At 52.8% G+C, this 16,482-nt stretch carries 7 protein-coding genes; all 7 read right to left on the bottom strand.

Annotated features, from left to right (window positions below):
- Window positions 1–56 precede the first annotated feature (56 nt).
- A complete protein-coding gene (locus tag RAC89_RS30430) occupies window positions 57–3,194 on the bottom strand; it encodes an alpha-mannosidase (RefSeq protein WP_306617403.1) in 3,138 nt (1,045 codons plus the stop codon).
- Between the two features lie 30 nt (window positions 3,195–3,224).
- A complete protein-coding gene (locus tag RAC89_RS30425; protein ID WP_306617402.1) occupies window positions 3,225–5,462 on the bottom strand; it encodes a heparinase II/III family protein in 2,238 nt (745 codons plus the stop codon).
- Window positions 5,463–5,494: 32 nt separating this feature from the next.
- Window positions 5,495–7,069 carry an S-layer homology domain-containing protein gene (locus RAC89_RS30420; RefSeq protein ID WP_306617401.1) on the bottom strand — a complete coding sequence of 525 codons (1,575 nt, stop codon included), beginning with the start codon at window positions 7,067–7,069 and terminating at the stop codon, window positions 5,495–5,497.
- A gap of 37 nt (window positions 7,070–7,106) precedes the next feature.
- Window positions 7,107–12,542 (bottom strand): glycosyl hydrolase family 28-related protein, encoded by a 5,436-nt coding sequence (locus tag RAC89_RS30415; protein ID WP_306617400.1) that lies wholly within the window; start codon window positions 12,540–12,542, stop codon window positions 7,107–7,109.
- 110 nt (window positions 12,543–12,652) lie between these two features.
- Entirely contained in the window at window positions 12,653–14,290 is a 1,638-nt protein-coding gene (locus RAC89_RS30410) for an extracellular solute-binding protein (RefSeq protein ID WP_306617399.1), read from the bottom strand.
- A gap of 87 nt (window positions 14,291–14,377) precedes the next feature.
- Window positions 14,378–15,253 carry a carbohydrate ABC transporter permease gene (locus RAC89_RS30405; protein ID WP_306617398.1) on the bottom strand — a complete coding sequence of 292 codons (876 nt, stop codon included), beginning with the start codon at window positions 15,251–15,253 and terminating at the stop codon, window positions 14,378–14,380.
- A 16-nt stretch (window positions 15,254–15,269) separates the two neighbouring features.
- Window positions 15,270–16,232 carry an ABC transporter permease gene (locus tag RAC89_RS30400; protein ID WP_306617397.1) on the bottom strand — a complete coding sequence of 321 codons (963 nt, stop codon included), beginning with the start codon at window positions 16,230–16,232 and terminating at the stop codon, window positions 15,270–15,272.
- Window positions 16,233–16,482: the final 250 nt, after the last annotated feature.

Genomic DNA, 16,482 nt, shown 5'->3' with positions numbered 1-16,482 from the left:
CTATTTAAAGTGGATTGAATAAAGAAAGAGCCCAAAAAACAGCCCTTTCTTCATGCTTATTGAGTAAAATGAACGAGGAAGGTCTTAATCTCGTACGGCTTCATCATACACGCTAAATCCCCTTCCCGAACCTCACCGATCGGTCTTTCCATCAAATCGGTTTCCTCCCACGACTGTATCCCCAGATCCGAGGTAATTCGTACTTTCCCTCTGCGGCCCTCATGCTCATGGAAGCGTACAATGCACGCGTCCGAATCCTCAGCCTTCTTGACGGCGTCTACGGTAATATGCTTCGCGGATACATGGAGAAGGGAGCATTCCTTTCGCTCCGCCGCTCCGCGAATCGCTTGCATCGGTTGATTCAGCTCCCAGGCCTCCTGTACCGTACCGCCCGTGGACCAATCGCCGCTATGCGGCAGCAAAGAGTAGGTGAAGCTATGCTGGCCTTGATCGGCCTGAGGATCAGGATAGGTTGCGGATTTGATGAGACTGAGTCTCATGACGTTATCTTTGATGTCATAGCCGTATTTGCAATCATTCAGCAGGCTAACGCCATATCCCCGTTCGGAGAGATCAGCCCACTGATGTCCCACCGTTTCGAAACGGGCATAATCCCAGCTCGTATTCCAATGCGTCGGCCGCTTAACGTTACCAAATTGGATGTCGTAGGTGGCCTCCGTCGCACGGATATCTACGGTGAAGGCAGCCTTCAGCAGCTGGTGCTGCTCATGCCAATCCACCTTTGTGCGGAAATCGATGCGCCGACTATGAGAATAAACGATCATTTCCTGAAGGATCACGGAATTCCGGTAGGTCCATTCCAGTTCGACTACCGCCCGCAGCGGTCCCAGCTCTTTCAGAGCCACCTGCTTCAAGACCGTAACGGGATGCATGGTTTCCTGATAAAATAAATCAATATTCCAAGCATCAAATTGCATCGGCTTATCCTCGAATACCTGCAGCACGTTTCCCAGTCCGTCCGGGGAGAGAACCTCCCGTTCATTCGATTGATCATACAGACGAGTCAGCTGTCCGCTTTCGTTCCATTCGATCACATAATGCGGTGTGATGATGCTGCTTCCGTTCCACTGGAACGCTTCCTCTTCCGCTGTTGCGGCGGCGGCTCCGGGTTCGAAGGCTATCGAGGTGAAGCCCAATGGCGGAGCCTGGGGGAGCTCAATGAGCCAACGGTCATCGTTTCGTTGAGCCCGCAGCTCATTGCCCTGCGCATCGCGCCAAGTACCTGCATCCGCCTGTTGGTCAACCGGCAATTCAACAAGTCCTCTCTGCGACCAGGTTGCGCCGTTCACGATGACATACGACTGTGCCGTGTCCGGAGAAGCGGCGGATGCGATCTCCCCTAGTGCTTCCTCACGCGTTTCCGTAATCATTCGCTCCGCATCTGCGTATTCCTCACGCGCATCTTCGTAAACCTCCGCAATGGAGGAGCCCGGTATAATATCATGGAACTGGTTGCGAAGGACGATCTTCCAAGCGGCATTCAATGCCGACTGTCCTTGATTCAGGTCATAGGCCCCAAGTGAGCCGGCGAGGACGGCCAATAGCTCAGTCTCTCTCAAGGCAAGCTCAAGGCGCCGATTCATTTTCTTAATGAAAGCTTGGCTTGTATACGTGCCCCTATGGTTTTCCATGTACAGCTCGCCGTCCCATACATGGACGTATTCGTCCGATGCCGCCACCCGGTTCTCCAGCGCTTCGAAAAATTCATCGGCTCGGCCTGTCACCGCTTGAGGAAGTCCGGGCATGCTCTCCAGGCGTCGGCGCATCTCCAGCATATCCCGGTTGACGCCGCCGCCGCCGTCTCCATAGCCGTAACAGAGCAGGAGCTCTTGATTCAGCGACTTATCCCGATACGTACGCCATATGCCTTCCACCGTTTCGGGAACGACATAACCGTTATAGGTATAGTAGGTTTCCTTCGGAAATTCAATCTCCGGCGTCGTGATGAAATGGGTCAGTACCTCGGAGCCATCGATCCCGCGCCAACGGAATGTATCATTCGGCATCCGGTTATACTGACTCCAGCTGATCTTGGTCGTCATGAAGGAGGTAATGCCGGACTTGCTCAGAATCTGCGGAAGCGCCCAGCTGTAGCCAAATACATCGGGAAGCCAGAGATACCTGCATTCCGAGCCGAATTCCTCCCGGAAAAACCGCGTTCCGAACAGCAGCTGGCGAACGAGAGATTCCCCCGAGGTGAGGTTGCAGTCGGACTCAAGCCACATAGCGCCCCCTGCCTCCCAGACACCCTCCTGGATACGCTTCTTCATTTCAGCGTAGATCTCCGGGTAATCCTGCTTTATATACTCGTATAGCTGCGGCTGTGTTTGCAGAAAAACATAATCCGGATATTGCTCCATCAGCCGCAGAACGGTAGAAAAGGATCGGGCAACCTTCTCTCTGGTATGCTTTAGTCTCCATAGCCATGCGACGTCAATATGCGTATGACCGATACAGCGAACCTTCACCGGATGATTAGCGGGAATGTCCTTTAGCTCCATCTTCAGCACCTTCAGTGCCGATGCGACGGATTCATAAAAGTCATCCGTACCCACACTAGCCCAGTCCAAACAGCGGAAGGCCCGGTTCAGACCGCTCAGCAATCGCTGGCGCTCGGGGGAGTCCGAAGACAGCACTTGAATCGTTTGAAGAACGGCACGCCCCGTGTAATAGAGATCGTCCGCCGCAGCATGCAGAAAGCAAAGCTCAGCACGTTTGATCTGATGCTCCTGATGCTGCGGCTCCCCTCCGCCTTCCAGTCCGGACCACAAGCGAAATGTCAGCGTGACCGAGCGGTCGGACCAAGGGTCCAGGAACACCTCTTGATGGTTCGTATCCACTCCCTGATAAGGCTTCCCGTCAATAAACAGGAGCGACTCGAAGCCCTTACTATTCCCGTGGTGGGTGCATCCATAATCGAACCTTCCCACTATACGGTGCCCATTTACCTCTTTCGGCACGTTTGCACGGATCTGAAGCCAGATATAAAGATCCCGGCCCTTCCAATGATCTCCCAGCCTAAACGTTCCCCATTCACCGTTTACCGGGGGGGTAGCCCCAATCTCACCGTTGTCCTGTTGAAAGCCAAGCTGCTCGAAAGTGTGGAACGTGCGATAACGCAGGTTTCCGATTTCTTCAATGCGCTGCCTTAATTTTTCCTCTGTAAAAAACATGTGGTTTACCTCCGATTTGCTTAACTTAGGTTACATAAGGTGGAAGTGCCGATTGCCCTTCTCCAGCTTTTTTCTCCATAAATTCGTGGTCGGGTCTAGCATCAAGCCGTCGGGTGCCGCACCGGAATAGGCGAATGAACACCAAGCGTCGGCCGAAAGGGAAGTCCAGCAGTCCAGCCCGCTAGAATAATCGATCAGCACATCGGACTTAAGGAGAGAGCTGAATAAGCAGCTTCCGCCCACTCTCAAGTAACTGCCGTTATGCATGCTGACGCGTTCTACATTGCCTTCCGTATCATACTGAACGGTGCATAAGAAAGCGTCTGTCTCGATTCCGGCGAGTCCGCCATGAGAATTGTCATGCATCACGCGTCCGTCAGCATGGAGATTACACAGGAGGTCCGTATACCCGCCGGATGGCTCGATGAACCGTAAGCCTTGAAATTGTTCATTCTGCAGCTTAGAAATCGATAACGGACGATCCCCCCCTCCCGGAAGCTCAAAGAGAGTAATATATTTCGTACGCCGGCCCTCCGATTCCGTACGGATTTTTAAGTAACTCGCCTCCGGAAATTCATCCTCGCGCCCTGTGCTGCGGTGGAAGGAGCTCTTGAAGCCCTTCTCGAGGATATATTCCTTGGTCTCAGGATACAGCTGGCTGATGCGAAGCTCTTTGCCTTCATTGCAAATCGTGATCGTCCCTTCTGAAGCATCAGCTTCGCCGTCATAGTGCAGAAGCCACTCGAAAGCCCCGTCCCGATTCGCGAACAAATCATCCACCATGACCAAGAGAGAGTCGAGCATAATGATATGCCGGTAAAACCGGTGATATAAGTGCATGTAAGGCCCTGTGCAATCAGCGAGTACATATTTGTAATTCGGCGTGTCCAAGTGTACCGGGATTTCTCCTTGAAATTTGGTCCCGAATTCAATCATGTCTGGCGGCTGACCGGCCCCGTCCAGCAAGATCACATTATGCGCGTGAGACTGGCGGTAATACGCGTTATATAAAGGCTTGGAATAAACACAATAGCCAGAGTCGATGATGAATTCCCGACCACCGCTAAAGAGCAGGAAGGACCCCACATCGAGGTGATTATGATTCCAGCTTTCTCCCGTTTTGATCGCGAAGACGGTGCCTTCCTCCGTGTCTGCATCGGAACGAATGACAGCATAGCCGCTATGGTGCAGCACGGCCAACTCCGGCTTCGCAGGGATAGGCTCCCGCTCTAACTGCTCCGGGTAAAAGTAAAGCTCAAGCGGCGAAACGGGCTCCTCCTTCCATGCGTGGAAGAAGGTAAGCATATCCCCCCGTCGGAAATGATCGGCCAGCATCAGCCAAACGTGGGAGTGACTGTACCTGTCACCAACATCTCCGAAGCCGAAGGAATGAAGGCGTCCGTCCATACGGTATACCGTACGCAGATAAGCATTAGGGATATGCTCGAGTACGGGAAGCTGCAGCAGCTCGTTACTACCGGTTTGCCTGCGATAATAGGCCTCGAACGCAACGAAGCTAGCCAGCGCATAATCGAGGTAGCTCATGGTCTCGATATAATCTCCGTCAGTCCCGAAGTTCGCTTTCTTGTTCTGCAGCACGTTGCCCGGATAGTCGAACCATTCCCGAAGTCCTTCCACCACAGCATGAAGATAATGGGAGTAATCCTTTACCCTCTGACCAAGCACGAGCATGATCATCCCCGCACCGGCTACACAAACGCTCCACCAATTGTGACCCATCGTATCCAGCGCGTGGAGCTTCTTGACTGGGTGAAGCCAATCCTCATAGAGTGGTAAGAAGGCTTTTTGATAAAGATGGTTTTCTACCATATCTCGTGTCGTAGAATCGAGTGCTTCACGCACCGTGTCATAGGCGACAGCCAATTGGAACCCGATATCCGCCGTCCATAAATCCGAATTTCGGCGTCCCCCCTGATATACCCAGGCTTCCTCTTCGCACAGCAGCAGGATGAGCTCTTTCACAAGCTCGGCGGTTTCAGGATTTTTCTTCATGTGGTAATAGAAAGCCAGAGTATGCGCTTCCTTTGCCTTCTCGCGGACATAATTTCCCAACGTAAACCGTTTGTTTCCCCCAAACTCTCTAACCCGGTCTCGCATCTGCTCCAGCTGTTGCTTAACTTCCTCCAGATACGCCGGATTGATATAGCCCATGGCGGCCGCCATACAATTCCAGCCCCGGCTTACCTCCGGCTGCGTTTGGATCAGCCGGCTCAACTTCTTCAGCGATGCCGAGTCATAAAAGCTCATTAGCTCCTTCTCCCGTCCCTTTATCGAATGGATTATTGAATATTGTAGATTCGGTACATAATAACGGCAGCTTCCGCCCTTGTGGCTTGGCGATGCGGCTGAAGCTGACCGCCTGCGCCTTCAATCAATCCGCTGCCCGTTAAGGCCGCGACATTATCCCTTGCATACGGGGCTATGTCCCTTGCATCAGTGAAGCTGTCAAGCTCAGCCGCATCCTTATCCTTCTTCAGCTTGCCCGTGAGCGATAGCGCTCGGGCCGTGAGTGTCATCATCTCTTGTCTGCTGACGGGCCTGCCCGGCTCGAAGCGATTACCGGGGAGTCCCTCGCTGATACCGAGCTTTCTTGCAATGCCCACGGCCTCATAATAATAGTCCGTAGGCCTTACGTCTTCGAAAGGCTCCACGGCAGTGGCCGTAAGCTCCAAAGTCCGGATCAGCAAAGTAGTGAACTCTGCACGCGTAATGCTTCGTTCCGGCGAATAGCTGTCCGATGCGGTTCCCTGCACGATTCCTTTGGCCGCAAGCACCTCGATCGGCGTTCTTGCCCACTCATATCCGCTCAGGTCCCGGTAGCTTCTGGGGGAATATGCTGCGGCGAAGGTGCTGAAATGCTTCGTGCGAAAGGTGATCTTTCCTGACGCCGCATCATACCGGCCGTTCGTCACAGGAATTATCCGGTTGGCATCGTCGATGTACCATACCGTAAGCAGCTCGGGGTTCGCCTGCTCTGGCGGCAGAGGCTGATAATCTAGCTCTACCGTTATTGAGATCCGTTCATTTCTCCAACGAATAGGTCGTTGATTAACCTTAATAAGCAGATCAATGACCGGCTTTTCCGTTAATGAAGCTCTTAGCTCGCCAGGCATGGAATCCGTGTTGCCCTTCTGGACGACTAGAGACACCTCCGAAGCCTCACTCATGTTTATTCCTTCTAAGGCATTCTGTGGAAGGTGAACGGTACCGAGGGGCGTCATGATTTCAAAGACACCGTCTGGTGCGGAAGCGGTGAAAGCTTCGGCAGGGAAAACCTGCTCATAGGAACGTGCCCCGGAGGCTTCACTGATCGCAATCTTTAGCCTCGTGCTCCCGCTTGCGAGCCTGGCAGTATCCAGCATCTCCTTCGTTATGAAAGCCTTGACAGCCCCCGTGGCATCCGGTACACCTGCATCCAGCTTAATACCGTCCTTCACGACCCGGTTATCCTGAGACGGTCCGGCAGGAGGATTCGGCGGCGCGGGATGAGCCGGCGACTCAGAGCTGTCATCGCTTGAAACGGTAGCCACTGTGATCGCGGTCGCCGTCTGTACGGTACCAGCGCCTGCCAGCAGCGTATACGTGCCCACCGGCAAGGACGGTGGCAGCGTGATCGATACTCCCTCGCGCAACTCGGACTGTGTGACGACATCGGTCCAAAGAAGGGTCCGATTCGGGCGCAATACTTGCACAACTAGCTGATCGAGCGTCGTGTCTCCCTTCACAAGCAGCTGCCCCCCGGGTACCGCCGATGTGACCGTGTTCAGCGAGACTCCGGCTTCGGCAGCATGCGCTTGCATGCTGCCGAAGGTAAGAGCCGCCCCCATTATGAAACCTACGAGCCAGGTTCTCAAGGTTGCTGTTCCTCCCTTTCAATACAACGGTTGGTTGCTAATGAATCGTCACCTTATCGGATAAGGGTGTCGGCAGCTGGGTTCCGCTTGATGTCAATCGATCCAGCACGAATACGCTGACCCTGTAGGTTGCCGTTTCCGGATCCGCCACATCGAAATGGCCGGTAACCTCCTCGGCACCCGTGAAATCCTTGGTTATTGCAACATAGCTGATGGGCATATTCCCCTTCATCAGTTGGAAGACAACGACCTCGTTCCCAGCATGACTCACGCCTTCCGTTGGCTTCACCACCGCCGAAGCAGAGATACCGGAGGTTCTGTCCAGCTTCCCCTTCTTCTCCAGAGTGAATGCTGCAGGCTGCTCCGTTACCTTCACCGTCCGAACGACCTCAACGGCCGGATTGCCTGCATTGTCGCTTACGTTGTATTTGAGCATGTACTCGCCGGGAACCATCGTATTCACCGTTCCGGTTACGATGATTCGTGCTGTGAGATCACCGTCTTTATCGTCCAGAGCAGTCGCTCCCGGATCTGCGAATACGCTGCCGCGGTGTACTTCCATTGTGGCCTCGCCTTTAAGTGTCAATGTCGGAGGTGTTCGATCCGCATGACTCTGCCCTGCCGTATTCGATAGGAGCAGCTCACCGAATAAGGACGGATTCTTGCCGTTGCCGATTCCGCTCATATATTCCAGCCAGCCGTGTCGGCCCGGACCGTCGTCATCGTTGACAAGGAAGGAGAATCCGATCAGAGAAGGCGGTACCGTCTCAGTTCCCGGAAGCAGCTCCGACCAAGGGATGGAGATCTCGTAGGTGGTCGTTCCCAGTGCTTCATCGCGTACAATCCCTGCCTGACTTGCCGTCAGTTCACCGATCGGTTTGCCGGATAATGCCGCCCATCTCCATTTCACCGTATGGCCCGTATCGCTTAAGGCAAACAGAAGCTCACTGTATCCTCCGCTGCCTGGACCCTTCAATCGGCCCGGGTCGATCATAAACTGAAGGCTGTCGCCCATCCATGCGGCGCCGTCAGAGCTTGCTTGTTTATGCACATTATCGTTGACCACAGCAGCAAGATAGAAATTCGTTGCATCCCACTTCGTATATCCCACCGCACTAAGGTCCTCCGTACCTCCCCACGGAACGGTCCCTGCGTTAACCCGCTTATATTGATTTTCAAGATTCAGCAGGAACGGCATGGCGTCTGACCATTCTTCACTCAGTTGTCCGTCGATCACCGGCGGGGTGCTTGCTTTGACTGCCGCCATAAAATTAAGTGAGGCGCTCATCGGAACCGTAACTCCATTCGGCAGCTCTACCCGAATCTCAACGGGTACTGCCCCGGTAGCCGGCGGCTGCGGTACGGCAATGGTCACGGTTTGTTTCATTCCTGCGGGAAGCTCGCTGAATGCTGCAGGCTGAGCGGTACTTGCCCATTCGGACGGTGCAACCAAGCGCACGGTACCTTGAATCGGACTGCTGCTTCGGTTTTCCAGCTCAACATCAATGCCCCATCCCTGCTCCATAAGCTTCGGCTTCATCGAAATCACATTGACCAGCCGATCCAGGTCAATGAAGCTGGCAATGGTGGTTCCTACCTGGCGAACCTGCGGTCCGGATACCGCCTTAAACGTGTTTTGGCCAAGCTGCAGCTTCGTGAGCGTGCTCTGGTCGATCGCGATTCCGGATAAAGGAGTCGTATCGATCGTATTGCCGGAGATTTCGATATCCCCCTTCATGCTTCGCAGCACCGTAATGGCCCCGTAGTGGTAGGTGTCCTGACCTTGATTGGTGCGAAGCAGCGTATTTCCGGAGATCTTTACTTTATCGAGAAAATAAGCTTCGCTTGAATAATACAGATGAATTCCCGATAAGTGCGTATCCTTAATGGTATTATTCAAGACCTCGACATGGGTGCCGCTGGCAATACCCATGCCTGTATAGTCGCGAGAGCCCTCGATCTGATTGTTCTGAATTCGAATATATTGCGGCTCGCGTGCAATCGTCCCGAGCTTGTTCAGATGGATGCCGCTGTCTCTGGAAGCCTCGATTCGGTTAGCCTCAACAAACACCTGCCTACTGGCGAGCAGCTCCATGCCCGCTGTTCCTGCATGAAATATCCGATTATTGGCGAGTGCTACCCGTGTGGATGAATCCACAAGAATACCAGGACCGCCGGCGTTACGAACCGCCACCTGGGAGACCTCAACATTTGTGCTGGCGGAAATATCGAGCAATGCCCGGTTATACCGCTGCGTCGGCTGCTCCTCGAGCTCCAGCTGCAGATCCGTGACCCTTGCTCCGGTTACGTCCATAAGACGCAGCCCCTGATGATGCTTAGAGGTAAACCTCAGCACACTTGAATCCCCATCACCCTTGATGTGTACGTTGCTCTTTCCCGTCAACAAAAGGTGGTGCTTGATCGCGGTGAACGGATAAGAGTCCTTGTTTGCTAGCGGACTGAGCTTATACACACCGGAAGGAACATAGAGAACGCCGCCTGTCGGTGGAATCGCAGCCAGCGCATCCTGGAACGCTTGGGTGTCGTTGCCGCTCCCGTCTCCCTTGGCTCCGAAATCCTTCACATTGATCGCATTCGCCGGAACGTTGACCTCCGGCCGCTGCGTCCAATCCGTCTCAGAGTTCTCCGAGGCGATGCCAGCATATGCATCGCGGAAGGCTGGCTCCTCCGTCACGACAGCAAAGCCTTCCTTCACCGGAACCGTCGGCTGGGAGACCTTGTTGTTGCTGTAGGTCTGGGTGCCGCTTAACGTGCCTCCGAGCAAGACGCTGTTTGCATTGCCCAGCAGCGTATTGCCTGTCATTTCGAGACCGTCGATCACCGCATTGCTGTTGACCTTAATGGCACTCTCCTTGGAAGCGGAGATTTCATTATCTCTAACGGCAAGCTGGCTGCCTTGCAATGCCGAGCTCCATGCGCTAAACAGGATCCCGTTGCCCGGGTTAGCGTAAATGCGATTTTTCTCAATAGTTACATTGGTTGCATTATTATTCATTGCGATCGAGCCGCGATATACGGAGCTAGGGTAATGATTATTGTCTTGACGGTTGTTCTGATCCGAGCGAATGATCGTGTTGTTACGAATCGCCACATCCTTGACCGGAACCCCGGACACCCCGCCTTGGCCCAGAGAATTGGTGAAAATACCGGAGAGCAGCGAGCTCTCGATCCAGTTATTTTCGATCCGATGCCCGATACCGCCGGCGCTGATCCCACGGCCCCAGGTCGTCTTGATAATCGTGTTATGCAGGGCGAAGTTATTGGTGGAGATCGGCCAGTTGTTGGCGCCGGGCGCATCGGACACGAAGCCGATCGCATCATCATTGCTGTTCTCTACCAGATTATAAGCGGCAGTTACATCTACGGTATTAGCAAAATGAATAGCATCCGCGCCTGTATTGCGTACGATGTTATCTACTGCCCAAATCCGCTTGGAGTTTTGCCAGAAGACGACGCCGATGCCGCCCTGATCGATATTGAGCTGAGATACTTGAATGTCTTCTCCCGAAAGCCCCAAATTATAAGGGCCGTTGATTGAACGCATATCCATCCGCGTAGACCAGGATGTACTAAACCCCCTCAGGGAGTAATTCGTCCCATGCAGCCTCCAGCCATAAGGGCGGCCGCCTGCATACGCGCCGTTAGCATTATGATACGCCTGACCCTCCTGAAGGGCATGAATACCCGGATTACGAAACACAACCACCGTGGACTCGCCGTCACCGACGAAATGGATATTGTTCAGCGACCGGTCCCCGGTACGGTCCCAGAAGCGGCGAGTCTCCGGCGTAGTGCCCGGCGGAGGCGGCGGAGCAAAGTAATAACGGCCGGTCGGCATGTAAACGATCCCGCCTCCAACGGCATGAAGTGCGTCAACCGCCTGGTCGAAGGCTGCTTTATCATCGGTTACTCCATCGCCCTTCGCGCCGAAGTCCTTCACGTTCGCGACGCGCATGGAGGCATAATCCAATCGGGGCATACTCTCGAGTCCAGGCCGCTGGTAGAAGCTGTCCGGCAGATTCGGAACGGTTCCAACCGGCAGCTGGGCAAAGGTGTAAGTATAGCTTGCAAGGAGACTATCCTCGTAGCCGGCCTTTTTGGCCACAGCCTTCACCGTACCCGCTTGATTCAAAGGAAAAGGAGCGGCATAGGGGATCCCGTTCGTGCCAGGATCACTGCCGTCAACGGTGTAATATATCGCCGCACCTGCGGTAGCCGTAGCCAAAGAAATGTGAGTGCCCGGAATGACGTTCCCTGGCCCTGGTTGGGCAGTTACCGCTGCAATGCGGGGCACGCCCGGCTTAAGCTCAAGATAAGGCTTATTCTGGGATGCCCGGGTAGAGCTGAATTGTACGTTTAAGTCCTGTGCACTATCGTCCGTCAATCGGAAGGAAACGATCTTCTCCCCAAGCCCGAGCCGGCTATTGACATAATCCGTAACGTCAAACGAGTACCAGCCGCTTGCCCGAACGACTTCGGTGTCCAGTACGGTTCCCTCTTCTTGCGGTGCGTTGTTCCAGGTTATGGTCGATTCCGACCAGGTATTGTCCGTAATGCCTCTCACGGTTACCGGGACGTCCTTGGCCAAATAGACGCTCTGGTAGACACTAAGCGTAACACGGCTTGCCGTGGAGTGAGGATACTGCTGTGTCAGGTCGATTTTAACGTAGCCTTGACGAGTATTTACCAGATCGGGTGAGCCGTTCACCATTCGTGCCTTCACCCAAAACTCGGTGCCTGCTGCGGGATCCGGGCTGGGTACGGGAACGCGCAGCAGCTGGTTGGTATCGGCGTGGTTCGTCCCCCCGCTCGATCCACCTCGCGTATTCACCGATTCGGCAGCCGTGATCAGGTACGTTGAAGGCACTGCCGGTGCCGGGGTAAATACGATGACCGGGTTCCAGAAGGTATGGTCGTTGTTGATCGAACCGACCCGATTCACCTCGAAGGTAATGGCATCGCCGGCCGCTACAGTGACAGCGTTTACTTCCGTAGGCTGCACCGGTGTCGCCGATTGAATCAGGGAGCTCCAAAGAGGCAATCCATTCTTTTTGATCGAGGCATTCACGCCGTCCCCGTTGTTGTCCCCTTTACGTACGCCGCCTGTAATTGCGATCGTTCCGTTCCCGGGCGCAGTCCACTTCCGAATGGCATCACCGTTATTGGCCGGATGCATCTCTCCCCCTTTGACCCAAGGATAGACAGGAGAAGTAGCGGATTGCTGCCATCGCTTATTGACCGCATCATAGTGAGGTAAATCGTTATAGCTTCCTTCAAACAGGCGTTGATAGCTCCAGGCGTTTCCTCCCTGAGCGTCGCTGAACCCGGTTGAAGCGGTGTACGTTGTACTTGTGGGTGTCTCATTCGCATAAGCGGCCCCTGCCGGGATCAGATAAGTTAGCAGCATACTGATGATGAGGAGCAGAGAAATCTTCTTCTTCCCTTTGTTCACAACAAAACCCCTTTCATTCATCGAACTGGAAAGCTACCCGGAACGAGCCGACGACAGACGGTCATTCCGGGTAGTCCGTAAACACATGCAAGCTGAGCTTATCTTAACGTCTACTCCATCTTCATTTTGTAGACATCGTCCATGAAGAGCCAGCTGTTTTTGTTTTCCTTGTACCAGTTTTTGTACCAGTCCTCCAGCTTCTTGCCTCCGGACTTATCCCAGGCATCCTTTACATCCTTAACTCCTTGGTCCACCGTGTATGAGCTGCCGCTGACAATCGTTTTGGCCATCGTATCGTTCATCGTGTTCCATCCGTCATTGAAAATCGTGTTTAACTCTTTATCCAGGGATGGACGGAATTTGGCATGAGTGAAGCCAGGGTGCGGGCGTGCCGGATCAAGATAAATCTTATCCATTTCCTTAGCGATCTTGATCCATTCCTGATCGAGCGGGTTCGTGGAGTATTCGGATCTTCCACCCACGAGGCAGTTCTTCACAAGATACAACGGCATGAACAATTTGTAGTCATTAATGTAGCTTAGCTCGGTTTTGTTCTTGGCCGGGTCAATCGGCTGTGCGCAGCCGTTAGCGTCCTTCTTGTAATGCTCTCCCTCGATTCCGTTCGTGAATACTTCGACGGTCGATTGCTTTACCATGAAGTCAACATATTTCATCACCGCAGCCGGATCCTTTGCTTGCGCATTAACGGATGCCGTCAGCTGCAAGGCCGGGTTAATCTCAGGACCGAATTGACCGAATGGGCTCTTCGGGAAAGGCATGGCTACGATCTGCGCGTTCGGATCGGCCTTTTTCAAGGTATCGAAGTTCTTGCTCACTACAGTATTGTAAGCGAGGAAGATACCCAGTCTGCCGCTGGCAAAGTCCTGCTCCGCCTTCTGTCCGTTTTTGTCCGTCAAGAAGTCTTTGTCCACAATGCCGTTTTCGAACAGCTTCTTCTTAAAATCATAAGCAGGCTTAATCCGGTCAAATTGGCGGATCAGCTCGCCCTTGTCGATAATGAACATTTCATTCTGGAACATCGCATCAACGTAATAGGAGGCCGATTGGCTCAGGTTGATTCCGAACGTATCCTTCTTTCCGTTGCCATCCGGGTCCTTGTTGGCGAAGGCGTCGGCTACTGCATACAGCTCCTCAACCGTTTCCGGCACCTTCAAGTTCAGCTTATCCAGCCAATCCTTCCGGATCACCATCGTTGCCAGAACCTCCGGTTTGGTAATCCGGCTGAATTCGTACATCTTACCGTCCGGCTTGGTAGCCAGCTTCTTGATCTGCGGGAATTTCTCCAGCTGCTTTTTGTATTCCGTGCTGTGCTTCTCGATTAGATCGTTTAGAGGCATCAGCTGCTTTTGGCCCCATAGGGTGTTCACGAAAGCATTGTCGAATTCCAGAATCAGATCCGGCGCTTCGCCGGCGGCGAACATCATGCTGTACTTCTGCTGGGACTCGTTACGCGGCACAGGGATATACTTGACGTTGACCGGGCCGTTCGCGTTCACCCATTTCGTCCAGCGATTCTCTGCATATGTACCTTCTTCCTTCGGAATCTGGCCCCGGTCATAGATGGATACGGTGATGTTACTCTTTTTCCCTTCCGAAGCATTGTTATTGCTTTCGCCTGCTTTGTTCTGATTGCCTGTGCTGGAGCAGGCTGTTACAACAGTCGCGAGAGACATAACGGCGGCGAGTGACAGTACGACGCCCTTCTTGCTTTGTTTTTGGTTAGACATGCGATCCCCTCCAAATGGTCGTGAAATACAAATGCCGTGCCTATTTCTCTTTCGATTAGCATACACTTGCCAGAAGAGCAGCTCAAGCTATCCCTTCACCGAGCCGATTAACACCCCCTTAACGAAATATTTCTGGAGGAACGGGTACACGATGAGCATCGGAAGGACCATAACGATAATTCCTGCGGATTTGATTGATTCCGGTGTCAGGCTGCGGAACGCATCGGGATCGAGCATCGCCATCTCGGCAAGCAGCGATTGACTGCGTATCATATTTTGTACAAGCACAGATAAATTGGCCTTGGCTGGATCATTAATATAGATCAGTACATTGAAAAAAGCATTCCAATGATTGACACCGTAGAAGAGCGAAACGGTTGCGATGACTGGCAGAGATAAGGGCATAATGATTTGGATAATAATGCGCCATTCCCCGCAGCCGTCTATACGGGCCGCTTCCTCAATCTCGACCGGGACGCTCTCGAAGAACGTTCGCAGAATCAGGAGGTTGTAAGCGCTAATCAGCGCCGGAAGCCAAAGAGCAAAGTAAGAGTTCAGGAGTCCCAGAGACTTAATGAGCAAATAATTGGGAATCAACCCCGCTGTAAACAGCATCGTAAATACAATCGCCAGAGTGAAGAAGCGCCTTCCGTAGAAATAACTGCGTGACAGCGGATACGCTGTAAGAATGGTAAAGAGCATGTTCAAAGCTGTACCGACAATGGTAATGACCAGGCTGTTCTGAAAGGCACCGAGCACATCGGTCCCCGTGATCAGCTTGTTGTATGCTTCCAGTGAAAATTGTACCGGCCATAACCCTACCTGCCCCAAGGTAATGGCTTCACTGCTGCTGAGCGATAGCGACACAATATGGAAGATCGGCAGAATGCAGCTAAGTGCGGCGAGAGACAGAATGATATAGTTCACGCCATAGAACCATTTTTCACCCATTGACATCTTCATCGGTTCGATTCACCTCCTACCACAAACCTCGGTCGAATTTTCTGGCAATTTGGTTAACCGAAAGGACCAGAACCAGACCGATCAACGATTCGAACAGTCCCATTGCCGTTGCATTACTGAATTGTCCTGAGCCTAATCCTACCTTGTAATTCCAGGTGCTGATCGTCTCCGCTACATTGATGACTACGGCGTTCTGCAGCACATACACCTGGTCGAAGCCGACATCCATTACGTTCCCGATGTTAAGGATAAACATTAAAACAATAGTAGGCTGTAAGCCGGGAAGAGTAATGTGGCGAATTTGCTGCCATTTGTTGGCCCCATCGATGTTGGCCGCTTCATATAGGCTCGGGTCAATGCTTGTTAACGCGGCCAAGTATATGATAGCCCCCCAGCCGGCACCCTTCCAGATGCTGGAGCCTACAAAAATTGCGATCCACGTGCCCTCCTTGAATAGAAAAGGATAGGGCTCTCCCCCGGTGATTTTGGTTAAAAATTGATTGACGACACCGGTTTCAATGGCAAATACCATAATCGCAAGGCCGCCGACAATAACCCAGTTGAGAAAATGCGGCAAGTACAGCAGTGTTTGCACGCCCCGTTTAAACCATGACTTTCTCACTTCATTGAGCAAAATAGCCAAAATAATGGGAAATGGAAATCCGACGAAAACATTCAACGCGCTCAGCACAAACGTATTTCTTATAATTTCCACGGTTCGCGGGTTGTTAAATAAAAATTCGTAATTCTTTAAACCGACCCAGGGACTCCCTAGAATACCGTCTGCAAAGTTGTAATCCTTAAAGGCGATTACAATTCCCAGCATCGGGATATATTTGAATAGGATAAAGAATACAAGACCCGGTGCGAACATGAGCAGCAGCGGTTTATTCAAGTTCCATCTTCTGCCGGAAAATACGGATGTACCGGATTTGCGGACGTTGTTGATTTTGGTTTGAGCTCCTTCCGTTGTGTTCATTCCTACACCTCCAGTCTGTGTCACCCAAGCTTGGTTGCTGCTCGCTTGGCTGCTGCATCCACAATGTATCCGATTCGTGCTCCTCCCGGCAACTCTCAGGATTTGAGCCCTGTAACATATTTTGAATCCCAAGCTGCAACAGGCCTGAAACCCGCTTCTATCAAGGGGTATAACATTTTTTGAGCGACTTGCGTTTTTTATCATCCCCCCGGAAAATGGTAAAAAGCCCGTTCTCCATGAGAACGGACTG

The organism is Paenibacillus sp. GD4 (assembly GCF_030846225.1).
GTDB lineage: Bacteria > Bacillota > Bacilli > Paenibacillales > NBRC-103111 > Paenibacillus_G > Paenibacillus_G silviterrae.
This window is presented reverse-complemented; position numbering and strand designations above follow the sequence as displayed.